Origin of the sequence: Sphingobium anseongense (genome assembly GCF_037725245.1) — a bacterium.
Lineage (GTDB): Bacteria > Pseudomonadota > Alphaproteobacteria > Sphingomonadales > Sphingomonadaceae > Sphingobium.
The window spans coordinates 365,358-390,794 of the sequence record NZ_JBBJUL010000001.1; the positions used below are offsets into that span (position 1 = coordinate 365,358).

20 protein-coding genes and 1 riboswitch are annotated in these 25,437 nt (G+C 67.0%); of the genes, 2 read left to right on the top strand and 18 right to left on the bottom strand.

What is annotated here, in order from left to right; translation table 11 throughout:
- Positions 1–11 precede the first annotated feature (11 nt).
- Both spt and WG908_RS01830 read left to right on the top strand, forming a co-directional pair.
- On the top strand, positions 12–1,244 hold the full coding sequence (gene spt / locus WG908_RS01825) for a serine palmitoyltransferase (RefSeq protein ID WP_340184837.1): 1,233 nt from the start codon (positions 12–14) through the stop codon (positions 1,242–1,244).
- An 85-nt stretch (positions 1,245–1,329) separates the two neighbouring features.
- Positions 1,330–3,321 (top strand): ATP-binding protein, encoded by a 1,992-nt coding sequence (locus tag WG908_RS01830; protein ID WP_340184838.1) that lies wholly within the window; start codon positions 1,330–1,332, stop codon positions 3,319–3,321.
- Here the strand turns inward: WG908_RS01830 and WG908_RS01835 are convergent.
- The 18 genes from WG908_RS01835 to murD form a co-directional block, all read right to left on the bottom strand.
- A complete protein-coding gene (locus WG908_RS01835; protein ID WP_340184839.1) occupies positions 3,278–4,156 on the bottom strand; it encodes a hypothetical protein in 879 nt (292 codons plus the stop codon). The genes WG908_RS01830 and WG908_RS01835 overlap by 44 nt on opposite strands.
- Positions 4,157–4,161: 5 nt before the next feature.
- Positions 4,162–4,761, bottom strand: coding sequence for a DUF938 domain-containing protein (locus tag WG908_RS01840; RefSeq protein ID WP_340184840.1), 600 nt, complete (start codon positions 4,759–4,761; stop codon positions 4,162–4,164).
- Positions 4,758–6,326 (bottom strand): aminomethyl-transferring glycine dehydrogenase subunit GcvPB, encoded by a 1,569-nt coding sequence (gcvPB, locus tag WG908_RS01845; protein ID WP_340184841.1) that lies wholly within the window; start codon positions 6,324–6,326, stop codon positions 4,758–4,760. The genes WG908_RS01840 and gcvPB overlap by 4 nt, the downstream gene beginning before the upstream one ends.
- Positions 6,323–7,681: an aminomethyl-transferring glycine dehydrogenase subunit GcvPA gene (gene gcvPA / locus WG908_RS01850; protein ID WP_340184842.1), complete on the bottom strand. Its 1,359-nt coding sequence runs from the start codon at positions 7,679–7,681 to the stop codon at positions 6,323–6,325. The genes gcvPB and gcvPA overlap by 4 nt, the downstream gene beginning before the upstream one ends.
- 46 nt (positions 7,682–7,727) lie before the next feature.
- Positions 7,728–8,099 (bottom strand): glycine cleavage system protein GcvH, encoded by a 372-nt coding sequence (gene gcvH, locus WG908_RS01855; protein WP_340184843.1) that lies wholly within the window; start codon positions 8,097–8,099, stop codon positions 7,728–7,730.
- A gap of 26 nt (positions 8,100–8,125) precedes the next feature.
- Complete coding sequence (gene gcvT, locus WG908_RS01860) at positions 8,126–9,286, bottom strand: glycine cleavage system aminomethyltransferase GcvT (protein ID WP_340184844.1); 1,161 nt, start codon at positions 9,284–9,286, stop codon at positions 8,126–8,128.
- 174 nt (positions 9,287–9,460) lie between these two features.
- Positions 9,461–9,559, bottom strand: a riboswitch (glycine riboswitch).
- Positions 9,560–9,627: 68 nt separating this feature from the next.
- Positions 9,628–10,869, bottom strand: a complete 1,242-nt coding sequence (locus WG908_RS01865) for a hypothetical protein (protein WP_340184845.1) — start codon at positions 10,867–10,869, stop codon at positions 9,628–9,630.
- Between the two features lie 100 nt (positions 10,870–10,969).
- Positions 10,970–12,130 (bottom strand): deoxyguanosinetriphosphate triphosphohydrolase, encoded by a 1,161-nt coding sequence (locus WG908_RS01870; protein ID WP_340184846.1) that lies wholly within the window; start codon positions 12,128–12,130, stop codon positions 10,970–10,972.
- 52 nt (positions 12,131–12,182) lie between these two features.
- A complete protein-coding gene (locus tag WG908_RS01875; protein WP_445326643.1) occupies positions 12,183–14,222 on the bottom strand; it encodes a tetratricopeptide repeat protein in 2,040 nt (679 codons plus the stop codon).
- A gap of 238 nt (positions 14,223–14,460) precedes the next feature.
- On the bottom strand, positions 14,461–15,888 hold the full coding sequence (gene ftsZ / locus WG908_RS01880) for a cell division protein FtsZ (protein WP_340184847.1): 1,428 nt from the start codon (positions 15,886–15,888) through the stop codon (positions 14,461–14,463).
- 106 nt (positions 15,889–15,994) lie between these two features.
- On the bottom strand, positions 15,995–17,278 hold the full coding sequence (ftsA, locus tag WG908_RS01885) for a cell division protein FtsA (protein ID WP_340184848.1): 1,284 nt from the start codon (positions 17,276–17,278) through the stop codon (positions 15,995–15,997).
- Between the two features lie 3 nt (positions 17,279–17,281).
- Positions 17,282–18,220 carry a cell division protein FtsQ/DivIB gene (locus WG908_RS01890; protein ID WP_340184849.1) on the bottom strand — a complete coding sequence of 313 codons (939 nt, stop codon included), beginning with the start codon at positions 18,218–18,220 and terminating at the stop codon, positions 17,282–17,284.
- Complete coding sequence (locus WG908_RS01895) at positions 18,217–19,155, bottom strand: D-alanine--D-alanine ligase (RefSeq protein WP_340184850.1); 939 nt, start codon at positions 19,153–19,155, stop codon at positions 18,217–18,219. The genes WG908_RS01890 and WG908_RS01895 overlap by 4 nt, the downstream gene beginning before the upstream one ends.
- Positions 19,152–20,099, bottom strand: coding sequence for a UDP-N-acetylmuramate dehydrogenase (gene murB, locus WG908_RS01900; protein WP_340184979.1), 948 nt, complete (start codon positions 20,097–20,099; stop codon positions 19,152–19,154). The genes WG908_RS01895 and murB overlap by 4 nt, the downstream gene beginning before the upstream one ends.
- A 29-nt stretch (positions 20,100–20,128) precedes the next feature.
- A complete protein-coding gene (gene murC, locus WG908_RS01905) occupies positions 20,129–21,556 on the bottom strand; it encodes a UDP-N-acetylmuramate--L-alanine ligase (RefSeq protein ID WP_340184851.1) in 1,428 nt (475 codons plus the stop codon).
- 148 nt (positions 21,557–21,704) lie between these two features.
- Positions 21,705–22,871 (bottom strand): undecaprenyldiphospho-muramoylpentapeptide beta-N-acetylglucosaminyltransferase, encoded by a 1,167-nt coding sequence (gene murG / locus WG908_RS01910; protein WP_340184852.1) that lies wholly within the window; start codon positions 22,869–22,871, stop codon positions 21,705–21,707.
- Positions 22,868–24,070, bottom strand: coding sequence for an FtsW/RodA/SpoVE family cell cycle protein (locus WG908_RS01915; protein WP_340184980.1), 1,203 nt, complete (start codon positions 24,068–24,070; stop codon positions 22,868–22,870). Before WG908_RS01915 ends, murG begins: the two co-directional genes overlap by 4 nt.
- A gap of 41 nt (positions 24,071–24,111) precedes the next feature.
- Positions 24,112–25,437: a UDP-N-acetylmuramoyl-L-alanine--D-glutamate ligase gene (murD, locus tag WG908_RS01920; RefSeq protein WP_340184853.1), complete on the bottom strand. Its 1,326-nt coding sequence runs from the start codon at positions 25,435–25,437 to the stop codon at positions 24,112–24,114.

Below are 25,437 nucleotides of genomic sequence, written 5' to 3' on the forward strand. Positions count from 1 at the left end.
AGGACGATATTATGACCGACATTGCCATCGCCGCCGACACCCGCGACCTGTTTTCCAAGTTCGATCCGCTGATCGCGGAGCGCGAAGCGCTGCTCGCGACCGGCGTGCGCGATCCGTTCTCGATCGTGATGGACGAGGTGAAGTCGCCGACGCTGGCGGTGATCAGGGGCAAGGAAACGATCCTGCTTGGCACCTATAATTATATGGGCATGACATTCGACCCCGATGTCATCGCGGCGGGCAAGAAGGCGCTGGACGAGTTCGGCGCCGGCACCACCGGCAGCCGGGTGCTCAACGGCACCTATCAGGGCCATGCCGAAGTCGAGACGGCGTTGCGCGAATTTTACGGCACCAGCGGCGCGATGGTCTTTTCAACGGGCTATCAGGCCAATCTGGGCGTCATATCGACGCTGGCGGGCAAGGGCGATTATGTCGTGCTGGACGCCGACAGCCATGCGTCGATCTATGACGGCTGTTTCCTGGGCGATGCCGACATCGTCCGTTTCCGCCACAACAGCGTCGAGGATCTCGACAAGCGGCTGGGCCGCCTGCCCCCGCAAGCGCTCAAGCTGGTCGTGCTGGAGGGCGTCTATTCGATGCTGGGCGACGTCGCGCCGCTGCCCGCCATGATCGCCGCGGTGCGCAAGCATCCCAACTGCATGATCCTGGTCGACGAAGCGCATGGCATGGGCTTTTTCGGCGAACATGGCCGGGGCGTATATGAGGAACAGGGCGTCGAGGCCGATGTCGATTTCGTCGTCGGCACCTTTTCCAAATCGGTCGGCACGGTCGGCGGCTTTTGCGTTTCCAACCATCCCAAGTTCGAGATCCTGCGCCTGGTGTGCCGCCCCTATGTGTTCACGGCGTCGCTGCCGCCCAGCGTGGTCGCCACCGCCGCGACATCCATCCGCAAGCTGATGCACGCGGGCGACAAGCGCGCGCATCTGTGGAAGAACAGCCGGCGGCTGCACCAGGGGCTGACCGACCTGGGCTTTACGCTGGGGACGAAAACGCCGCAGTCGGCGATCATCGCCGTCATCCTGAACGACCAGGCCCAAGCGGTCGCGATATGGCAGACGTTGCTGGAACTTGGCCTCTACGTCAACATGGCGCGCCCGCCGGCAACCCCGGCCGGCACATTCCTGCTGCGCTGTTCGCTGTGCGCGGACCATAGCGACGAACAGGTCGAACAGATAATCGGCATGTTCGCCATCGCCGGCAAGGCGACCGGCGCGACCGGCTGATCATGGGGCGCCGGGTTGCCGCGCGGGCGGAACCCGTACGCGCCTTGCCCTTCCGCCCTGCCTATTGTTGGGTTACCATGCGGTCATGAACGCGACGCCCCTCAACATGGATCGCACGCGCGAATACCGGGCATGGGCACGGCGCAGCCTGCCCTGGCTGCTGGGCCTGCTGCTCACCGGCGCGCTGGCGGCGCTGCTCTACAGCGCGGGCACCGCATCGCGCGACCATGACAAGGCGCTGAACGAACAGCGCAGCAGCCTGGAAGTCATCGCGTTGGTGCGCCAGTTCGACGCAACCAGCGCGCGCGCCGAAACCACGCTGGCGCGTTATGTCATCAGCATGGACGTCGACACCGGACGGCTGTTCCAGTCGCAATTGCGAGCGGCCGCTTCCCAATTGCGCCGCATGGCGTTCGTCACGCGCCGGTCGGGCTGGCAGCAGGATAATGTCGAGCAGCTGGCCCAGGCGTTCGGCCGGCGGAGCAAGACGCTCAACGACGTCGCGCTGCGCACGACCTATGACCAGAAGATGGCGGCGCTGTCCCACTTCCACGCGGCCGGCAAGGCGCCCGAGGTGGCGCGCATCGCCGCCCTGCTCGACACCATCAGCGACGCGGAACAGCAAAGGTTGAAGGAACGCAGCCTGGCGGTCAGCCTGGCGGGCGACCGCACCGAGCGTGCCGGCCAGACATCGCGCCTGCTCGGCCTTGCCCTGCTGGTGTCCATTCTCTTTGCGATCTGGATCGCGCAGTTCGCGCTGGCCGAACGGCGCGCCGCCCGTCGCCTGGCCGAGGATGAAGGCGAACGCGCCGACCGTCTGGAGGCTGCCGTCGCCCAGCGCACCACCGAGTTGCGCGACGCCAATGAACGGCTGAAACAGGAAGCGAGCGAGCGCGAAGCCGCCGAAAGCCATCTGCGCCAGATGCACAAGATGGAAGCGGTCGGCCAGCTGACCGGCGGCATCGCGCATGATTTCAACAATATGCTGGCGGTGGTCGTCGGCGGCCTGGAACTCGCGCGGCGCAAGCTGCGGCTCAGCCCGGAAGAAGCGAACCGCCACATCGACAATGCGATCGAAGGCGCCAATCGCGCTTCGGCGCTGACCCGGCGGCTGCTGGCATTCGCCCGGTCCGAGCCGCTGTTGCCGACGATGGTCGATCCCGACACGCTGGTTTCAGGGATGGGCGACCTGATCGACCGCACCATCGGCGACCAGATCGCGGTCGAACTGCGCCATCGGTCGGGCGGCTGGCACGTCTTTGTCGATCAGCACCAGATGGAAAATGCGATCCTCAACCTGTGCGTCAACGCTCGCGACGCGATGGACGGGCGCGGCACGCTGACCATCGAAACCGGGCAGGCGGTGCTGGGCGCGGGCGAGGTCGGCGAATGTTCCGCCGGCGATTATGCGACGTTGACGGTGCGCGACAACGGCTGCGGCATGACGCCCGAGATAATGGCGCGCGTGTTCGAACCCTTTTTCACCACCAAGCCGGTCGGCAAGGGCACGGGCCTGGGCCTCAGCCAGATTTTCGGCTTCGTTCGCCAGAGCCAGGGCGAAATCCGCGTCGAATCCGAAGTCGGCCGGGGCACCGCCATTCATATCTACCTGCCCCGCCAGACGATGGTGGAAGCCGAAGGGCTGCGCCAGTCCGCCGCCGCTCCGCAGGAAGACACCCGCCATCCGCCGACCCGCATCCTGGTGGTCGAGGATGATCCGCGCGTGCTCAACCAGACGCTGGCGGCGATCGCGGAACTGGGGCACCTGCCGCTCTCCTGCGACCACCCATCCAAGGTCGTGCGACTGCTCGCCAACCATGGCGACATCGGCCTGATCGTCAGCGACGTGCTGATGCCCGACATGACCGGCCCGGAAATGATCCGCGCTCTGCCGGCGGCCTTCCGCCATATCCCGGTGCTGTTCGTGACCGGCTATGCCGGGGACATCAGCGACGCCGAAGCCTTTGGCGGGCATGAGGTGCTGCGCAAGCCCTATACGCTCGCGGGCCTGTCGCGGGCGCTGTCGACCGCGCTTAGCGAACAGCGCCAGTCCGGAACAGCCGCGGCAGCAGAGTGATCGCCCCCAGCAGCGGCCAGCGCCGCTGCCATGGCCTGATGACGATCTGCGTTCCGGCGTGGCGATTGATCTTCCAGGCGAGATAGTCGATCCCGCCGGCAAAGGTGAAGCTCGCCTTGGCCAGCCGCACCACCGACAGCCATTTGCCGCGCCGCTGAAGCGCACGCCAGCGCCTGGCGGCATCGGCCGACGACGCCGCCGGCGGCATGTCCGCCAGCGCCGCTTCGCCAAAGCGCCGGTAGCGTTCGGGATCGGCATCGACGATCGAAAAGGACCGCCCCGTCCGTTCGGCGCGCAATTCGGCATCATAGGTCAGCGCAAAGCCGGTCTTCCACAGCGCCAGCACATCGGCGTCGCCTCCCGCCATGGGTCGCGCCAGCGCCAGCAGCGTCGGCGCGGCGTTCGCGACCGCCGCCACCGCGCGCTGCCGCGCGACATCGTCGGCCACCCATGGCAGCCGCGCCGGTTGGGCAAAGCGCGCCCATACCGAGACATTATCCGCCCGCGCCCCGCACAGCCGCGCGAAATCCGCTTCCGACAGCACCGCATATTTGGCGATCAGCCCGCCATGTTCGAATGGAAAGACATTGGGCGGGACCAGCCGGTTGGCACGGGCCAGCCAGCTTTTGCCATAGGCGGCACGATAGTCCGACACGATCAGGTAGAAATCGAGCATCAGCCCGTCGAGATTGGCCTCGCGCAGGCACGAGCCATAGAACAGCACCGCACGCGCCGCCTGGGGATACCGCGCCGCCAGCGCGCCTGCCATAGCGGAGGCGCGCGGGTCAACCGCCTGGGCCAGCTCGGCGGCGACCAGAGGCGTCAGGAGAGACAAAGCCGCTAGCGCCGTCGCAGCAGCAGCGACAGGTTGTTCGCCGGCATGTCGGTAATCCGCTCCAGGTCCAACCCCTCGGCCGCGCCCGCCGCGACGACATCGGCCACCGCGCGCAAGCCCCATGCCGCATCGCGCGCCTTGAGCCAATCGTCGAACGCCAGGTTGCTCGCCGCCGTCTCCACGCCCTCGCGCAGATAGGGACCATAGAGATACAGCAGCCCGCCCGGCGGCAATGCCGCCCCCGCGCCGCGCATCAGCCCCAGCGTCGCCGCCCATGAACTGATATGCACCATGTTGATGCACAGGATCGCGTCCGCCTGTATCGCCGGCCAGTCCCCCGCCGCGTCCAGCGCCAGCGGCGGGCGGATATTGTCCAGCCCCGCATCTGCAACCCACGCCGCGATCGACGCGCGCGCGTCTGGGTCGGGGTCGCTGGGCTGCCAGTCGATAGCGGGGAAGGCGGCGGCGAAATGGACGACATGCTCGCCGGTCCCGCTCGCCACTTCCAGCGCCCGCCCCTTCGCCGGCAGCGCCTCGCGCAGCACGGCCAGGATGGTGTCGCGGTTGCGCGCGGTCGCGGGCGCGTGCTGACGGACCTCGTTCATTCCGCCGCCTGGGCCAGCGTCGGCGCTTCCCAAGTCAGCACGGGCTTGCGCGCGGCCAGCGTTTCGTCCAGCCGCCGTCGCGGCGCATGATAGGGCGCGCCCTTGAGCGCTTCGTCCCCCGCCTTGGCGCGCTGCGCCAACGACCGCAGCGCCATGATGAACTGGTCGAGCGCCGCCTTGCTCTCGGTTTCGGTCGGCTCGATCAACATCGCGCCATGGACGACCAGCGGGAAATACATGGTCATCGGATGGAAGCCCTCGTCGATCAGCCCCTTGGCGATGTCGAGCGTGGTGAAGCCTTCGGCCAGCCCCTTGTCGCTGAACAGCGCCTCATGCATGCACGGGCCGCTGCCGCCGAAGGGCGCATCGAGCACATCGTCCAGGCTGCGCAGGATGTAGTTGGCGTTGAGCACCGCATCCTCCGCCACCTGCCGCAAGCCATCCGCGCCGTGGCTGAGGATATAGGCGAGCGCGCGCGTGAACATGCCCATCTGGCCGTGGAAGGCGACCATGCGGCCAAATGTGCCGGCATGATGGTCCTGCGCCGATTCCTCCTCGATCAGGACGAACCTGTCGCCCTGCTTCTCGACGAAGGGCAGCGGCGCGAACGGCACCAGCGCTTCCGACAGCACCACCGGGCCGGAGCCGGGACCGCCGCCGCCATGGGGCGTGGAAAAGGTCTTGTGCAGGTTGATGTGCATCGCATCGACGCCCAGGTCGCCGGGGCGGACCCGGCCGACGATGGCGTTGAAGTTGGCACCGTCGCAATAGACGAAGGCGCCGGCGGCATGGACCGCGTCCGAAATCACCTTCATGTCGCGTTCGAACAGGCCGCAGGTATTGGGGTTGGTGATCATCACCGCCGCGACATCGGGACCAAGGCGGCGTTTCAGCGCCGCCAGGTCGACGCGCCCTTCCGGCGTCGCGGGAATATCCTCGACCTTGTAACCGCAAAAGGCGGCGGTGGCGGGATTGGTGCCGTGCGCGCTTTCGGGCACCAGCACCACCGAGCGGGCATCGCCGCGCGCCTCCAGCGCCGCGCGGATCGCCAGCAGGCCGCACAATTCGCCATGCGCGCCCGCCTTGGGGCTCATCGCGACGCCATGCATGCCGGTCAGCGTGATCAGCCATTGGGCAAGCTCATGAATCACCGCCAGCGCGCCCTGCACCGTCGACTGCGGCGCCAGCGGGTGAAGGTCGGCAAAGCCAGGCATCCGCGCGACCTTTTCATTCAGGCGCGGATTATGCTTCATCGTGCAGGAGCCGAGCGGGAACAGACCCAGGTCGATCGCGTAATTCTGGCGCGACAAGCGGGTATAATGGCGCACCGTTTCCTGTTCCGACAGGCCCGGCAGGCCGATCGCCCGCCGTTCCAGCCCGCCAAGACGGCTGGCGACCCTGGGCGCAGGGGCGAAATCGACGCCGGTGGTGTCGGTCGACCCGATCTCGAAGATCAGCGGCTCTTCCAGCATCAGCGCACGGTTTCCGGTCGCGGTGGCCGGGGCCATATGCGCTTCGTTGACAGGCGCGGGAGCGGTCGGCCGACCTTCCTTGATCATGGTCATGCCAGTTCCTCCTCCAGCGCCACTGCAAAGGCTTCGATATCCTCCGCCGTCACCGTCTCCGTCACTGCCACCACCAGACCGTGACCGATGGCGTCTTGCGCCGGGAACAGCCGTCCCAGCGACACGCCGCCCAGCACGCCCCGGTCGGCCAGGTTGCGCACGACATCCCGCGCGTCCTTGCTCAACACCAGGGTGAACTCGTTGAAAAAACTGTCGTTGAGCAGCGTCACGCCCGGCACCTGCGCCAGCCGGTCGGCCGCCTGCACCGCATAGGCATGGTTCAGCCCCGCCAGGTCGCGCAGGCCCGCTTCACCCAGCAGGGTCATGTGGATGCTGAACGCCAGCGCGCACAGCCCCGAATTGGTGCAGATGTTCGATGTCGCCTTTTCCCGGCGGATATGCTGTTCGCGCGTGGACAGCGTCAGCACGAAGCCGCGCTTGCCCGCCGCGTCGACCGTTTCACCGCACAGGCGGCCGGGCATCTGGCGGACATATTTCGCCTTGCACGCGAACAGGCCCAGATACGGCCCGCCGAACTGGAGGCCGACGCCGATCGACTGGCCTTCGCCCACGACGATGTCGGCGCCCATTTCGCCCGGCGGCACCAGCGCGCCCAGCGCCACCGGTTCGGTGACGACCGCGACCAGCAGCGCGCCGGCGGCATGGGCGGCGGCGGCGAGCGGGGTCAGATCGGCGATACGGCCCAATATGTCGGGATATTGCACGACGACGCAGCTTGTATCCTTGTCGATCGCGGCGATCAGCGCGTCGATATCGGTCGCGGCATCGAGCGAGGGCGCTTCATATGCCAGCATGTCGCCGGTGAACTTCGCCATGGTATTGGCGACCGAAACATAATGGGGGTGCAGCCCCGACGACAATATCGCCTTGCCGCGCTTGGTGATGCGCCGGGCCATGCCTATCGCTTCCCAGCAGGCGGTCGACCCGTCATACATCGACGCATTGGCGACGTCGCAGCCCAGCAGGCGCGCCACCTGGGTCTGGAATTCGAACAGCACCTGCAACGTCCCTTGCGCGATTTCCGGCTGATAGGGTGTGTAGGCGGTCAGAAACTCGCCGCGCTGGATCAGATGATCGACGCTGGCGGGGACATGATGCCGGTACGCGCCCGCGCCCAGAAAGAAGGGCGCTTCCCCCGCCGACAGATTGTGCCGCGCCAGCTTGCTCATATGGCGTTCGACCGCCATTTCGCTGGCATGGTCGGGAAGGCCGGCGATGGTGCCGGACAGCCGCGCCTCAGCCGGCACGTCGACAAACAGATCGTCGATCGATGACGCGCCGATGACGGACAGCATCGCCTGCCGGTCGGTGTCGGTAAGGGGTAGGTAGCGCATGTCCGATACTCCCCCCTCCCCCTTCAAGGGAGGGGCCTGTTGCGTCTTAAAGCGCGGCCACGAACGTCTTGTAGGCCGCTTCGGTCATCAGTCCTTCCAGCTCGCCCGCATCGGTGATGCGCAGCTTGAAGAACCAGCCGTCTTCTTCCGGGTCGCTGTTGGCGAGCGCCGGCTCATCCTCCAGCGCGCCGTTGGTTTCGATCACTTCGCCCGAAATCGGCGCATAGACATCGGACGCGGCCTTGACCGATTCGACCACGGCGGCGTCGTCGCCCTTGTCGAAGGTCGTGCCCTCGGCGGGCAGTTCGACGAAGACGATGTCGCCCAGCTGTTCCTGCGCATAGTCGGTGATGCCGATGGTCGCGATGTCGCCATCGACGTCGATCCATTCATGTTCGTCGGTAAAATAACGGCTCATGGGTCCTGGCTCCCCTTGGACAAAATTCAGGCGGATATTTTCTGGCGGCGGTAACGGTGCGGCACGAACGGCATGGGCGCGACGGTGGCGGCGATCCGCTTTCCCCGCACCTCGATGTCCAGCGCGGTGCCGATGCCGGCATGGGGCAGGCTGACCCAGCCCATCGCCACCGGCGCGCCAACCGTAGGCGCAAAGCCGCCCGATGTGACCTCGCCGACCTGCTCGGCCCCCGCAAAGATCGCGGCGCCTTCGCGCGCGGGCAGGCGACCTTCTATGGTCAGGCCGACGCGCCGCGTGCCCGGCCCGTCGGCAATGTCCTTCATCACCCGGCCATGGCCGATGAAGCCGCCCTCCTCGCGCCGGCGCTTGCCGATCGCAAAGCCAAGGTCCGCACCGATCGCGCCGACATCGGGGGTCAGGTCATGCCCATAGAGCGGCAACCCCGCCTCCAGCCGGAGCGAATCGCGCGCGCCCAGCCCGACCGGCCTGACCTGCGGCAACGCGCACAGCGCCTGCGCAAAGGCTTCCGCCGCGTCGCCGGGCAGGCTGATCTCGAACCCGTCCTCGCCGGTGTAGCCCGACCGGCTGATCCACAGCGGCACGCCGTCCCATGCGAACAGGCCGCACTGCATGAAATACAGGTCAGAGACGCCCGGAACGAGGCGTTCCAGCGCCTCGCCCGCTTCGGGGCCCTGCAACGCCAGCAGCGCCTGTTCATCCATATGGTTCATGGTGACGTCGTCGGGCAGATGTTCGATCATCCAGCCGATATCGTCATATTTGGTCGCGCCGTTGACCACCATATAGAGCGCCGCGTCGTCGAAGGCGCCGCTCCCCGGCCGCGCGATCATCAGGTCGTCCAATATGCCGCCATCCTCGTCCAGCAGCATCGAATAGCGCTGGCGAAACGACTTCAGCCCCTTGATGTCGCTTGGCAGCAGCACTTCGAGCGCCGCGTCGACGCCTTCGCCCGAAAAGCCGATCTGGCCCATATGGCTGACATCGAACAGCCCGGCATGCGCGCGCGTCCAGGCATGTTCGGCCATGATCCCTTCATACTGGATCGGCATGTGATAGCCGGCGAAGCCGACCATCCGCGCGCCCCTGGCGCGATGCCAGGCATCGAGCGGCAGGTGGCCGAGCGGAAGCTCTTCCTCGATCGAACTGATATCCTGGGTGTCGGTCATTCGATCTGGAGCCTTCCGTACAATTGGGTTCGCAACGCACAGTCGTCCGCAAAAGGACCAACTGTCCGTCACCCCCTCTGTCACGGGAACCTGAGAGCTTTGACCGCGCGGATGCGCGGCTTACCCCTTCGGTGGGACGGCGCCTGCGCGCGCGTCCGCTTTCCAGAGTGCCTATGCCACGACGCGGTCCTTGTGGCCTGAGAGATTCCGGGGTGGTTGCTCCTTCGGCGACGCCGAGCCTTGCGACCCGCCATGCTCTCCCGCGTCATTGCCCGACCCGAATCCTCGGCCCGGAGACATATGCTGCATCGCGCAATCGACGGCCTGCGTCAATCACCTCGCTACACTTGGGCATAGCGGGCAACGAAGTCTTCCTTGCTGAGGCCGCCGCGCTGTCCCGGAATCAGGATGGGGAAGGACGAGCGCTCCAGCGGCGTGAAGCATACCGGCTCCAGCTTCCATTGCGGATAGGCGCCCGCCGCCACCTCCGCCAGGATCGACAGGATATATTGGTCGATCCACCATTGCCGGTTGTGGCCGGATATTTCCGGGCGGTAGGCGTCGCAATAATAAGCGAGCAGCCAGCGCAGCAGCCGGCGCCCCTCCTCCCCTCGCCACATGCTGAACACCGCTGCGGAGCTGCGCCAGGGGAAACGGCCCCGGCTGTAGATCGCCGATCCGCCGGGCGGGGCGGCGGCGATGAAATCGCCATAGCGATCTTCCTGCACCAATATGTCGATATCGGTGCAGACCAGCCGGTCATAACGCCCGCCGCGCGCAAGCTTTTCCGCCAGGATGAACCGGGTCATCGTATAATAGGGCATCTTATTGGCGAAATCGTTGAAATCCAGCGAGACACGGGCAAAGGGCGCGCGCTGGCGGACGTCGGCGATCATCTCGTCCGAAAAATTGGTGCAGTTGATCCAGATGTCGACCAGTTGGGACAGCGGCTTTGCCCAGGTGACGAACAGATCGCGATATTTGAGCCAATAGCCCTCATCGCAGCCAATGATGTGGCAGCAATCATGGTCCGCCGGCTTTATATCGAGGATATAGGGGAACAGGGCGTCCGTGCGGGCATCGGAAGCATGCTCGGCCAGCTGCTCGAACTCCTCGAACGACCGCGCCGACACCACGCCCCTGATCGACCCATCGACGTAGCGGCCATATTGGACCACCATATTTTCCACGCCCGGCCGGGCCTTTGAAAAATAGTGCAGCGCCTGCTGCACCCTTCCCTGCCCGTATCTGCCGATACCGCGATAATAGTTGAGCAGATAGGGCGGCACGCCCGGTCGCGCCAGCAGGGCCAGGAACTGGGCGGGACGGATCTGCTTGCGGAACAACATGGCCAGAGCCGATTCAAGACGCAGATACCAGACCATATCGTCGAGCGCGCTGACATCTTCCTGCAACGGCGCGACATTGGCCGCATGGTCGCCGGCAGCATAGGCCATCGCCACTTCGCGCAGTTCCTCGGGCAGCGCGGCGGCATCCGCTTCCGGCACGTCATGGCCATGGGCCAGCTTGAACGCCGTATCCAACAGCCCATTTTCGGTCGGGTCATCCCGGTTCAGCGTCATTCCATATTCCTTCTGCGCCATCCTTGGAGAACTGGCCCGACATTGCAACGCACCATTTGGACGGGGGCGGCCATGGTCAACGTGCGCCCCGACCGTGCGTTCAGGCGGACGCGGCCGCGTCCCCAAAAATCTCCGCATGGCATTTCTGGGCATAACGGTCGGTCATGCCGGCGATGAAGTCGGCGATGTGGCGGCTGCGCGCCGGCTCGTCCGCGCGGCTGCCGGCGACCCATTCGGGCGGCATCAGGCACGGATCGGCCTGATAGGCGGCGAACAGGCCGGTGACGACCACCCGCGCCGCACTGGCCGCCGCCAGTTGCGAGGGATGGTGATAGAGCGCGGCATACATGAAGCGCTTGAGGTCCCGTTCGCGCGCGGCGAGCGCCGGCGACAGGCCGATGAGCGGCCCGCCCGCCTGGCGCACATCGTCCACGCTGCCGACCCCAGCCGCCGCGATGGTGGCGCGGCTGTGGTCCAGCAGGTCGGTCACCATCATGCCGATCTGTTCGCGCACCAGTTCGCGCAGCAGTTTTTCCGCCGGAAGATCGGGATAGCGCGCGCGCACCCGGCTCCAGCAGTCCGCGACCATCGGCACGTCGAGCAACTGGTCGAGCGTCAGCAGGCCGGCGCGCAGGCCATCGTCGATGTCGTGATTGTCATAGGCGATGTCGTCGGCGATCGCGGCGACCTGCGCCTCCAGGCTGGGCCAGCTGTCCAGCTGCATCGGGAACAGCGCATCGACCTCGCGCATCGCCCAGCCGGGATGGAGGACGGGGCCATTATGCTTGGCCAGCCCTTCGAGCATGTCCCAGCTCAAATTCAGCCCCGCAAAGCGCGGATAGGGCGATTCGAGCAGCATCAGCGTGCGCAGCGTATGGGCGTTATGATCGAACCCGCCATGCGCCTCCAGCGCCGCTTCCAGCGCGTCTTCGCCGGCATGGCCAAAGGGCGGGTGGCCGATATCATGCGCCAGGCACAGCGCTTCGGTCAGATCCTCGTTCAGTCCCAGCGCCCGCGCGATCGTCCGGCCGATCTGTGCCACTTCCAGGCTGTGGGTCAGGCGGACGCGATAATGATCGCCATCGGGCGACACGAACACCTGCGTCTTGTGCCGCAACCGGCGAAAGGCGATCGAATGGACGATTCGGTCGCGGTCGCGCTGATAGGTGTCGCGCGGCCCGCGCGTTTCGCCGCCGGCTTCGGGATGCAGCCGCCCCCGGCTGCGGTCGGCATGGCAGGCATAGGGCGCAAGGTCGGTCATCGCGCCGCCTTAACGGCTTTGCCCGCCATGCGAAACGTGCTTGCCGCAAAAGCTACTTGCCCAGGCGTTCGACCTCTTCGCCGTCATCGCTCTGCCATGCGAATGCGTCTGCGCCCTTGCCTTTCAACTCGGCTTCCACCGTCTTGGCGCGCGTGAAGCTGGCGAAGGGACCGATCACCATGCGGTTGGTCCGGCCCCAGCTGGCGACCCAGGCGTCCTGCGGCGCGATGACCGCATATTTCCCGCGCAAGCCCTTCAGCGTGAAGGCGAGCGCGGCGCGATTGGCGCCCGTGGCGATCTGGACCCAGTTACGCGAAGGATTGGCGGCGATGCGCGCCTTTTCCCTGGCCTCGGCCTTTGCCTTCGCGTCCGCTTCCGCCTTCGCCTTGGCGGCGGCCTGCCTCGCCTTTTCCGCCGCTGCCAGCTTCGCCTTGTCGGCCGCCGCTTGCCGCTCGGCCCGCCGTGCGGCCTGCAATCTTTCGACCTCGGCCAGGTCGGCCGCCGCGACGGTCGCCGCCTTCTCCGCCTCTGGCACGTCGATCGCGCGGATGATGTCGGCGAGCGAGCGAGTCGCCTGCGGATCGGGCTGTGCCGGGACCGGCGCGGGCGGCGGGGCTGTCGGTTGCGGCGCAGCAGCGCTCGCGGGCGCAACGGCGATCGGGGCGACCGTCTCGAAACCGGGCGCGGGCGGGCCCTGCACTTCGCCACGGCCCGACGCCGCGGCTGCCGCCACGGGTTGCGTCGCTTGTGTGGCTGGCGAGGCGGCTGGCGAGGCGGCTGGCTGAACCGGAGCAGCCTGGACCGGAGCGGGCTGAGCGGGGGCGGGTGCTTGCGCGACGGCGACGGGCCGGGGTTCGGCAGGCGGGATGGGCGATGGCGATGGCGATGGCGATGGCGATGGCGATGGCAGGGGCTGGACGACTTCGGTCGCGCGCGATGGCAAGGGCGCAGCCGACACGGGCGCCGGTGTCATGGCTATCGGCCGCTGAGGCGCGGGGGGATGTGCGGCTGGCGAGTCGGCGGCGGGCGCGGCCGGCACGGCCTGCACGATCTCGGTCGCGCGCGATGGCGCGGGCAGCGGCTTGGGCGGAGCGGGAGGGACCGGAGCGATCGCAGTCGGTGCGGCGGACGTGGGCGGCGTCGGGATCGCTGCCGACGCGCTCGCGACGAGCGGCTCCTCGCCCCGCCGAGGCACCCGGTCGCCCGCGCGCCGCAGCCCCAGCCCGCGCCGTTCGCCCACGCGCCGCGCGGGTCCTGCTTCGGGCGGGATCGGCTGCGCAGCGGCCGGAGCCGACGCATCGGCCCCGCCAGCCGCCGGTGGGGTCGGCGTCACCGCCGCGATCTGGGTGCCCACATGGGTCGGGAAATGACCGAAATGCACCGCCGCCGCCTTTTGCGCCGCCGTCAGATAGGGCATGCGCTGCATATAGGGCAAAATTCCCGCCACCAGCGGCGCGGGCATGGTCTGGTCGGCGATCTTGCGCGCCTCTGCCTGCTTGTTGTTCATCGCCAGGATGAACGCGCGATAGCGCCACGCCGCCCGGTCGCTCTTGTACAGTAGCGGCTGCAATATCCGTTCGGCAGCCTCTGTCTGGCCCGAAATGCCCAGCGAAGCGGCGTAGCGGCGGATAAGTTCGGCATCATCGGGCCGCGTCTTGAGCGCCGCCTGATAATCGCGCTGCGCACTGGCCTGATCGCCGGTCATGTCGTGCGCCAGCCCGCGATCGGACAGAAAGCCGGTGGCGGGATAGCCCAGCCGCACCGCCTGGTCGAACAGACGCAACGCTTCGTCCGGGCTCTGCATCGCCAGCATCACGCGGCCAAGGCCCGCCTTGATCCGGCCATTGCCGCTGGTGATGGCGTCGGCACGGGCGAAAAATCCCGCCGCCGCCCGCGGATCATCCAGCGCCAGCGCCGCTTCGCCCGCCCCGATCAGGGCATTGACGTCGCGGGGATTGGTCGCGAGTCGCGCGAGATGGGTATTGAGGTCCGCCGCGCCCGACGGCCGGACCAGTTCGGCCTGATTGACTTGGGCGATGGCAGGCACAGCCAGCAGGGCCGTGGGCAGCATCCAGAAAAAAGCCTGTTTCACGAACCCGCCTTAGAGTTTTTTTCACATCGGTGGAAGCGGCACCGCCCCCCGCGCGCCCCGTCATTCAGGATGCGCTGAAGAAGGCGTGATGGCGTTCAAACGAGCCGTGTCGCTCGAACGAACGCCGGCGCCGTTTCACCGGGCAAAACGTAGCAAGCCGATGCGTGAATGGGCAATTTACAAGCTGCGGCAAAGCGTCGGACCGCCCGAACCATTGGTTCAGGCGGTCCGCCGGCGCCTACTGGTTGCTCTGCCGGTTGAGGAAGCGCGGGATTTCGACATTGGGCGCGGCGTCGCCATCGCCCGGCCTGTCGGCGCTGCGCGTCAGCCCCGCCATCCGTTCGAACAATGTGCCGCCCGATGCCACACGGGGGGCCGGCGCCGCCACGGGTTCCTCGGCGGGCGCGGGCGCCTGCACGCTTTCGGCGTCCAGCAGCAATTCGTCTTCGTCTTCGTCGGAAAAGACGGCGGCGGGCTTGGGCGCGGCGAACGGGGCGGCTTCGGCAACCGGGGCGGGAGCGGGCGTCGCGACCGGCGGCGCGGCAGGGACGTCCAGTTCCAGCGGTTCAAGTTCGGCCTGGGGCGCGACCGCCGGTGCGGCGGCCGGCGCGGTCGATGGCGCGCGCGAAGCGGGCACTGCAACCGCCGGGCGATTGGCGAAGCTGAACGGCTGGGTCAGCGGCGGCGCATGTTCGCCCACATCATTGTCGATGCCGGTGGCGACCACCGATACGCGGATCTTGCCGTTCAGATTGTCGTTGAACGCGCTGCCCCAGATGATGTTCGCGTCGGGATCGACCAGTTCGCGGATATGGTTGGCGGCTTCGTCGACTTCCATCAGGCGCATGTCCTCGCCACCGACGATCGACACGATCACGCCCTTGGCGCCGCGCATCGAAACGCCGTCGAGCAGCGGGTTGGCGATGGCCTTTTCCGCCGCCTGAAGCGCGCGGCCGTCGCCTTCCGCCTCGCCCGTGCCCATCATCGCCTTGCCCATTTCGCCCATGACGGACCGCACGTCGGCAAAGTCGAGGTTGATGAGGCCGGGCATGACCATCAGGTCGGTGATGCCGCGAACGCCCTGTTGCAACACCTCGTCCGCCATCTGGAACGCTTCCTTGAAGGTGGTGTTCGGGTTGGCGATCAGGAACAGATTCTGGTTGGGGATGACGATCAGCGTGTCGACATGCTTTTGCAGTTCTTCGATACCCGCTTCGGCCGACCGCATCCGCCGGTTGCCTTCGAACGTGAAGGGCTTGGTCACCACGCCGACGGTCAGGATACCGCGATCACGCGCCGCCTTGGCGATGACCGGGGCCGCGCCGGTGCCGGTGCCGCCGCCCATGCCGGCGGCGATGAAGCACATATGCGCGCCGTCGAGCGCGCTCTCGACCATGGCGATGGTTTCTTCCGCCGCCGCCTTGCCGATTTCGGGCCGCGATCCCGCGCCCAGACCTTCGGTGATCTGGGGGCCAAGCTGGATGCGGCGCTCCGCCGGCGAGGCGTTGAGCGCCTGCGCATCGGTATTGGCGACGATGAAATCGACGCCCTCGACACGAGCGGCGATCATGTTGGCGATGGCATTGCCGCCCGCCCCGCCAACACCGATCACCGCGATTCGAGGCTTCAGTTCGTCCACATGCGGCGGGCTGATCTCGATGCTCATATATATGCTCCTTCAGCTTCCTCGACGCGAAGCGAAACTGTCACTTTTAGTTAACACCAGAAAATAGCGTAGTTCACCAGCTAATTTCGTTCTAGCACGATCCGCATCAATAGTTGGTCCGCATCGCCTTCATCATTCGTTGCCACCATAGCGGCGCACCGACACGATGCACAGTCTGCTGGCTGGGGGCCATGGTGCGGAGATCAACCGGGTTGGATGCGCCGTAAAGCGCAAGCCCCGCGAGCGTCGCGAAGGCCGGGCCGCTATGCGCTTCGGGCATCGCCGACAGCCCGCGCGGCCGCCCGATCCGCACCGCCCGGCCCAGCGCACCCTGGGCATAATCGGCGATCCCCTTGAGTTCCGCACCGCCGCCGGTCAGCACCACCTGCCGCCCGGTCGGCGAACTGAACCCCATGCCGACCAGCGTCGCGTTGACCTCCGTCATCAACTGGTTGAGCCGCTCGCAGATCACGCCGACCAGCGCGGCGCGGGTGATCCGTCCGCCTTCGGCATTGGGACCTGCTGCCTGGCCGCTCGACTGGTCGCCGGCCAGCGGCGCGATCTCGATCATCTCGCGAAAATCGCGACGGTTCTGCATCGCCGACCCGTAGAAGCATTTGATCCGCTCCGCCTGACTGCGGCGAATGCCGAACGCCGAAGCGATGTCGTCGGTGATGTCGGCCGCGCCGATCGGGATCGAATGCAGGCCCACCAGCATGCCCCCGGCATAGAGCGACACATTGGTCACCCCCGCCCCCATTTCGACCAGCGCCACGCCCAGGTCGCGTTCCTCTTCCGACAGGCAGGCCAGGCCCGTCGCGATCGGCGAGGCGACGATGGAATTGACGTTCAGATAGGCGCCGCGCACGCACAGGTCGAGATTGGCGAGCGGCGCGCCATCGGCCAGCACGACATGGATGTCGACGCCCAGCATGTCGGCATGCATGCCGAGCGGCTTTTTCACGCCGATCCGGCCGTTGAGCGTGAAGCAGGTCGGCTGTGCATGCAACACCACCCGACCGTCGGGGTCGATGCCCTGCCGCCCGGTGTTGAGCAGATCGTCGATATCGGCCTGTTCCACCCGGTCGCCGCCCATGTCGCGTTCGACGGTGACGACGTCGCTGACCAGGCTGCCGCCCGAAAAGCTGACCCAAACATCCTCGATATTGGTGCCCGCCACCCGTTCGGCCTGTTCCACCGTTTCGCGCACGGCCAGTTCGGTGCGCTCCATGTCGGCGATGAAGCCGCGCCGCACCCCCCGGCTTTCGCGCTGGCCGGTGCCCAATATCGCCAGCTCGCCGCTATCGGTCCGCCCGGCGATCAGCGCGGATACCTTCCACGACCCGATGTCGATGGCGGTGATCAGCTTTTCGACCCTGGGTTGCACCATGATTCAGCCCTCCTCGCCAGCCCCGGCGGCCTTGGCGGTTGCAGCGTCATCCTTCGCGCTCTGCTGCTGGGGCAGGCGCAGGACGAACCGGTCCGGGTCGCGCATGTCGAAGCGCACGATGCCGCGGCCCAGCAGCCGGTTGACCCCATCCATCCGCGCGAAATTCACAAGGGCGCCGGACGACGCCTTGTCGCCTTCGGGCAGCGACAATGTCTCGCCCGACTGAAAGCGCAGGTCCCAGCGCCGGTTCCCGACCCAGGTGGCGCCAGCGAGCATGGGCTTCAATGCCGGCGCATTTTCCATCAGCCGGTTCAACCCCGCCGTCTGCCGGTTGGCGTTGGGACCGACCACCAGCGGCAGGTCCGGCATCGCGCTCGCCGCCACTTCCTCCAGCACCGCGCCGCCCACGTCAATGAGGTGCAACTGGCCATGATGCTGCCAGACCGCCACCGGCTGGCGCTCGACGATATCGACGACCAGCGTGTCCGGCAGCCGCCGCGAAATGCGCGCATCCTTGACCCAGCCGAGCTTGAGCATCTCGCCCCGCACCTTGGGCAGGTCCAGCGCCAGCATCGACCGGTCGACCTGCCCCAGCGCGATGTTATAGACGGGCAGTTCGTCCATCCGCTCGACGCCCTGCACCTCGACCTTCTGAACCTCGAAGCCCGACCGCGCCGCCAGTTCGGCCGCTTCCTGATGCACCATGCCCGGCAGGCCGAAGAATATGGCCGCCAGCCCGGCAAGCCCCGCGACCACCGCCACGATCGCCCAGGTCGCCAGCCGCTGAAGGCTCGCCGCGCTGATCGGCAGCGCGTCGAGCAGCCGGTCGAAGCGCGACTGGCGCTTGAGCGAGCGTTCGCGTCCCGCGCTCCGCACGCGGACCTTGCTGCGCGGATTGCCCAGCCGCGCCGATCCGCCGCGCCTGATCCTGGCCTCACTCATCGCCCGTCCCCCACCAGCGCCTGTTCGACAATCCGTTCGACCAGTTCGGCATATTCGATCCCCAGCCTCGCCGCCTGTTCGGGGACGAGGCTGAGCGGCGTCATCCCCGGCTGGGTATTGACCTCCAGCAGGAACAGCCCCTCGACCCCCTGGCTATCGTCCCAGCGGAAATCCGAGCGCGACGCCCCGCGACACCCCAGCAACCGATGCGCGCGCAATGCGATGGCCTTGCATGCCTGGGTGATATCGTCGGGGATTTCTGCCGGGCAGACATGTTCGGTCATGCCGTCGGTATATTTGGCGTCGAAATCGTAAAAGCCGCTCCTGGGCCGCAGCTCCGTCACCAGCAATGCGTCGCTTCCAAGCACCGCCGTCGTCAGCTCGCGCCCGCGAATATAGGGTTCGGCGAGCAATTCGGGGAAGTCCCGCCACGGCCCCACGCTGTCGCGGGCGATGGGATTGCCATAATTGCCCTCGTCGGTGACGATCGCCACGCCGACCGAACTGCCCTCGTTCACGGGCTTTAGCACATAGGGGCGCGGCAGCGGATCGCGCGCATACAGGCTCTCGCTCGTCACCATATGGCCGCCGGGCATCGGCACGCCATGGGGCACCAGCGCCTGCTTGGTCAGTTGCTTGTCGATGGCGATGACGGACGTCGCGAGGCCCGAATGGGTATAGGTGAGGCCCATCAGGTCCATCATGCCCTGCACCGTCCCGTCCTCGCCCGGCACGCCATGCAGCGCGTTGAACACGACATCCGCGCCCGCTTGCGCCAGGCGCGCCGCGACGTCGCGATCCATGTCGATCCGCGTGACCCGATGCCCGCGCGATTCCAGTGCGCTCGCGACCCCTTCGCCGCTCGACAGCGACACCGATCGTTCGGCGGACCAGCCACCCATCAGGACGGCGACATGCCAGGGACCGCGCGTCACTTCACCACCCCGACGGGCTGGTCGTCGTCGTCGGCAAACATGCCGACACGCTGGTCGTCGTCGTCGGCAAACATGCCGACACGCTGAATTTCCCACTCCAGTTCGACGTCGCTCGTCGCCTTCACCCGCCGCCGCACTTCCTCGCCCAGCGCTTCGATCTGCGCGCTGGTCGCGCTACCCAGGTTGAGCAGGAAATTGGTATGCTTCTCGCTCACCTGCGCGTCGCCGATCCGCAGGCCCCTGCATCCCGCCGCGTCCACCAGCGCCCAGGCCTTGTGCCCGTCAGGATTCTTGAAGGTCGATCCTCCGGTCTTGCTGCGCAGCGGCTGGCTTGCATCCCGCGCGGCGGCGATGCGGTCCATTTCGGCCTGGATCGCCGCCGGTTCGCCGGGGGCGCCCCTGAACGTGGCGCTCACCACGACGGCGCCGTCGGGCAAATTGCTGTGGCGATAGCTGTATTCCAGGTCGCCCGCCGCCAGCGTCACCCGCTCGCCGGACCGCAGCACCACGTCGCAATCCACCAGAATGTCGCATGTTTCACGGCCATAGGCGCCGCCGTTCATCCGCACGAAGCCGCCCACCGTGCCGGGGATCGACCGCAGGAACTCCAGCCCCGCCACGCCCCTGTCGCGCGCGGTCGAGGATACCAGGATGCCGCTCGCCCCGCCGCCACAGCGCAGCGTCGTCGCGTCCAGCGGCTCGACGCGGGCAAAGGCCTTGCCCAGCCGGATCACCACGCCCCGAACCCCGCCGTCGCGCACGATCATGTTGGAACCAAGGCCCAGCGCCATCACGGGAACCGCCGGATCGAGCACCGCGAGGAAATCAGCGAGATCAGCCTCATCCTTCGGCTCGAACAGCCACTCCGCCGCGCCGCCGCTCTTGAACCAGACGAGCGGCGCGAGCGGCGCGCGCGACGTCAACCTGCCATGAACGGGGGGCATCGTCGCATCAAGGGATGGCGCAAATGCGCTCACGCCGCCTCCCTCGCCTTGGCGCTGACGGCATCGGCCAGCCCGGCCGCCCATTTGGTGATATCGCCCGCGCCGAGGCAGATCACCATGTCGTCGGGCCGCAGGTCCGCCGCGATCGCTCGCGCCAGATCGTCGGCGTCGGCCACGGTGCCGGCGGCATGATGCCCGCGCCGCTTCAACCCCGCCACCAGCGCGGCGCTGTCCACGCCCTCGATCGGCTGTTCGCCGGCGGTATAGACGGGCGCGGCATGGACGATGTCGGCGTCGTTGAACGCCTGGGCGAACTCTTCCATCAGGTCGTGCAGCCTTGTGTAGCGATGCGGCTGGACCACGGCGATCACCCTGCCCTTCGCCCCCTCGCGCGCGGCGGCCAGCACCGCCCTGATTTCGACCGGATGGTGGCCATAATCGTCGATCACGGTCACCACGCCATCGCCGACGGGAATTTCCCCGACCTTGGTGAAGCGCCGCTTGACCCCGCCGAACTTGGCGAAGCCCGACTGGATGGTGGCGTCATCGATGCCCATGTGCAGCGCCACGCCGATCGCGGCCATGGCGTTCAGCACATTGTGCCGCCCCGGCATCGGCATCTCGATCCCCTCGATCCGCCGCGTCGACCCGTCGCGCTCACGAATTTGCAGGTCGAACCGGTTGCCGCCGGGAAAGCTGACGACATTTTCGCCGCGAATTTCGGCCTGCGCCGAAAAGCCGTAGGTGACGATCCGCCGGTCCTGCACGCGCGGCAGGATCGCCTGCACCTCGGGATGATCCAGACACAGGATCGCCGCGCCATAAAAGGGCACATTGCCGACGAATTCGACGAAGGCGTCCTTGACCCGGTCGAACGATCCATAATGATCGAGATGTTCGGGGTCGATATTGGTGACGACCGCGATCGTGCCGTCGAGCCGCAGGAAACTGCCGTCGCTCTCGTCGGCTTCCACCACCATCCAGTCGCTGTTGCCCAGCCGCGCGTTGGAGCCATAGCTGTTGATGATGCCGCCGTTGATGACCGTCGGATCGACCCCGCCCGCGTCCAGCAGCGCCGCCACCATCGACGTCGTGGTGGTCTTGCCATGCGTGCCCGCGATCGCGACGGTGGATTTGAGGCGCATCAGTTCCGCCAGCATCTCCGCGCGGCGGATCACCGGCACGCGATTTTCCAGCGCCAGCTCGACCTCCGGGTTGCCGCGCTTGATCGCCGTCGACGTCACCACCACCGCGGCGTCGCCCAGATTTTCAGGCCTGTGGCCGATCATCACCTTGATGCCCTTGGCGCGCAGCCCTTCGACGACATAGCCTTCGGCCACGTCCGATCCCTGCACGACATAGCCAAGATTATGCATCACCTCGGCGATGCCGGACATGCCGATGCCGCCGATGCCGATGAAATGGATGGTGCCGATATCGGTCCCGACGCCCTTCATGCCATTCCTCTCCAATATGGTAAGGAGGACCGCCGCGAAGCGGTGATGGAGGGGGTTCGTCCCCCGCACAACGCCCGGACGCTGGCCCCCTCGGTCAGCCCTTTGCGCTGACGCCTCCCCGCATCGGAGAGGATTTCGAACTGATACATCAAGCCGGAACCCCCGCCAGATTCAGCGTCGTCGGCACCGGCGCAACCCGTACCGGATCGTTGACGATCGGCGCCTGGCCGATGCTTTCCAGCAGATCCGCCATGTCGCGCGCGGCGTCGGGCCGGCCGCAGGCGCGCGCGCGCCGGGCGGCGTTGACCAGCGCGCCCGGCTCCATCGCCATCTTCTGGATCTGCTTGGCCAGTTCCACCGCGGTGAATTTCGATTGCGGGATGGAGCGCGCGCCGCCCGCGTCCACCATTTCGCGCACATTGGCGGTCTGGTGGTCGTCCATCGCGCTGGGCAAGGGCACCAATATGGCGGGCCGCCCGGCGACGGTCAGCTCGGCGAGCGTCGATGCGCCCGCGCGCGCGATCACCAGATGCGCCCAGCCCAGCTTTTCGGGCACATCGTTGAAATAGGTGGCGAGGTCGGCGGGAATTTCCATCTCCGCATACACTTTGCGCACCCGCTCGATATCCTCGGCCCGGCATTGCTGGGTGACCTGCAACCGGCGGCGCAGGCCAACGGGCAGCAGCGACAGCCCTTCGGGCACCACGCTCGACAGGATCGTCGCGCCCTGGCTGCCGCCGATCACCAGCACGCGGAACACGCTTTCGTCGGTCAGCGCGGGAAAGTCCTCGTCGCGCAGCGCCTTGATTTCCTCGCGCACCGGATTGCCGACCAGATGCACCTTGTCGGCATATTTGTCCTTGAGCCGTTCGATCGCCGGATAGGCGGTGGCGATGGCGTCGACGCGCGCCGCCAGCAGGCGGTTGACCCGGCCCAGCACCGCATTCTGCTCATGCACCGCGGTCGGAATACCATCGGCCAGCGCCGCGAGCAGCGCGGGCAGCGCCGGATAGCCGCCAAAGCCGACCACGGCGGTCGGGCGGAACGTCTCGTTCAACCGGCGCGCCATCGCCCGGCCCGCCATGATGCCCCTGACGCCCGACGCCCAGCTGCGCGGATTGCCGGTCACGCGGCCGGCGGGCAGGATATGGACCTGCGCGCGTTCGAAAATGTCGGGGATCTTCGCCCCCCGGTCGTCGGTCACCAGCGCGACATGATGCCCGCGCGACATCAGTTCCTGCGCAACCGCATGGGCCGGGATCATATGCCCGCCGGTGCCGCCGGCGGCGAGGACGAAGTGACGGGAAATGCTCATCGACCGCTCCATTTGACGACCGTGTGCCGACCCATGAAGGGGTTGCGCCGCGTGAATGCGAGCAACAGGCCGACGCCGATGCAAAGCGCCAGCATAGAGGAGCCGCCATAGCTGATAAAGGGCAGCGTCATCCCCTTGGACGGAAATATCTGGGCGTTGACGCCCATGTTGATGATCGCCTGCAACCCGAACTCGGTGGTAAGGCCGGCGGCGGCAAGGATGGTGAAATTATCCTCCTCATCCAGCAGGCGCAGCAGCACGCGGACCACCACCGCCAGATAGACGATGGCGATGGCGATGCAGGCGAGCAGGCCGAACTCTTCGCCGATCACCGAAAAGATATAGTCAGTATGCGCTTCGGGCAGGCGGAATTTCTGTTGGCCTCCGCCCGGCCCCACCCCGGTAAAGCCGCCATTGGTGATGGTGCGGAACGCCAGGTCGGTCTGGTCGGGACCGACATCCTGCTGGACGCCGATGCCAAGGAAATCGTTGATCCGCTGCCGGCCATTTTCGTAGAACATGTACGCCAGCACCAGCAGCGCCATCGCCCCCGCGCCCAGCGCGCCGATCCATCGCATCGACACGCCCGACAACAGCAGCAAAGTCCCCCAGCAGGCGCAGAAGATCACCGTCTGGCCGAAATCGGGCTGCTGCATCAACAATGCCGATATCAGCAATGTCAAAACGCCGGTCAGCGGAATGACGGGCAGGCCACCGTCCTTGGTCCGCAGCGACAGCAGCCAGGCGATCGTCACGACGAATACGGGTTTCAGGAATTCCGACGGCTGGAACCGCAGGCCGGGCAGGTCGATCCAGCGTTTCGCGCCGTTGACCGTGCTGCCGAGCAGCGGCACGAGCAGCAGCATGACCAGGAAGATCACCGCCAGAAAGGTCGCCAGCCGTCGCGCCTGCGTGCGGGGCAGCATGGATATGACGAGCATCACCGGCACGCCGATCACCACCCATATGAGCTGGCGATAGAAGTAGATCAGCGGATTGACCGCGATCGCATCGGTCGACCGGTCGATCGCGGCGACGGGCGACGCGGCGGCGACCGCGACCAGCCCGACCGCCATCAGCGCGACGATCAGCGACAGGAGAACCCGGTCGATTTCCCAGAACCAGATGGCAAGCGCCGTCCGCTCGCGGGGCACGGTGCCGCCCTTGAAGCCCTTTACCAGGCGGCCGGCCTTGAACATTCTGATCGACCCTTCATTGTGCGCGTCACGCCCGCCGCCGGTCATGCCCGATCATCCCCGCCCAGCGCCTCTACCGCGGCGGCGAACGCATCTCCCCGCGCTTCGAAATCGCGAAACTGGTCGAAACTGGCGCAGGCGGGCGACAGCAGCACGATATCGCCGGGCTGTGCGATGCGCGCGGCGCGGCGAACGGCGGCGCTTAGCATTTCACTGTCGTCCACCGCCATATGCGGGCGCAGCAGATCGGCGAACATATGCCCCGCTTCGCCGATGGTATAGGCGTGGGCGACATTGCTAAAATGGGCCGTGCACTCATCCAGATTGTCCGACTTGGCGACCCCGCCCAATATCCAGTGGATGCGCGGACGGCCATCGACCGGCGGCCAGGCGGCCAGCGCCGGCGCGGTCGAGGCGGCATTGGTCGCCTTGCTGTCGTTGACGTAGAGCACGTCGTCGCGGGTCGCCACCGCCTGCATCCGGTGCGGCAGGCTGGCGTAGCTGGCGAGCGCCGGAAAAATATCGTCGTCGGATATGCCGAGCGCGCGCGCCACCGCGATCGCCACCGCGGCATTCTGCGCATTATGCGGCCCTTGCAACGCCGGCCAGGCGAGCTGCGCGACCGGGTCGATATCGCCCGAAGTCACCGCCGCCACGCCCCGCGCCGCCGCGATGGCGCGGCTTGGATCGTCCTCGCCCGCGATCACCGCCGCGTGCGCGGCCGACTGCATCGCAAACAGCCGCGCCTTGCTCGCGACATACCCCTCGAACCCGTCATAGCGGTCGAGATGATCCGGCGTAATATTCAGCAGCACCGCGACATCGCAGTCGAGGCTCTTGGTCAGGTCGATCTGGTAGCTCGACAGTTCCAACACATAGACGCCGACACCATGCAGGTTCGGTTCCAGCGGCGGCTGGCTCAGGATCGGCAGGCCGATATTGCCGCCCATCACGGTGGGATAGCCCGCCTGGCTGACGATATGGTGGATCAGAGCGGTCGTGGTCGACTTGCCGTTGGTGCCGGTGATGCCCACCACCTTGTGCGGCGGCAGGGTCGGCCGGGCGAGCGCGAACAGTTCGATATCGCCGATGATCGGCACGCCTGCCAGCGCCGCGCGCTGCGCGATGGGATGGCGGTTCAAGGGCACGCCGGGCGACACCACCACCCCGTCGAAGCCGGCAAGGTCGATTTCCATCGGATCGCCGATCTCGGCCAGGCCCGCCACGGCCTCGCGCGCTGCTTCCTGGCTGTCCCAGGCGACCACCCGCGCGCCGCTCGCCGCCAGCGTCGCGACGGTCGCAAGTCCCGACCGCGCCAGCCCCAGCACCGCATAGGTCCTGCCCGCGAAGATGCTCGAAACGACCCCCAT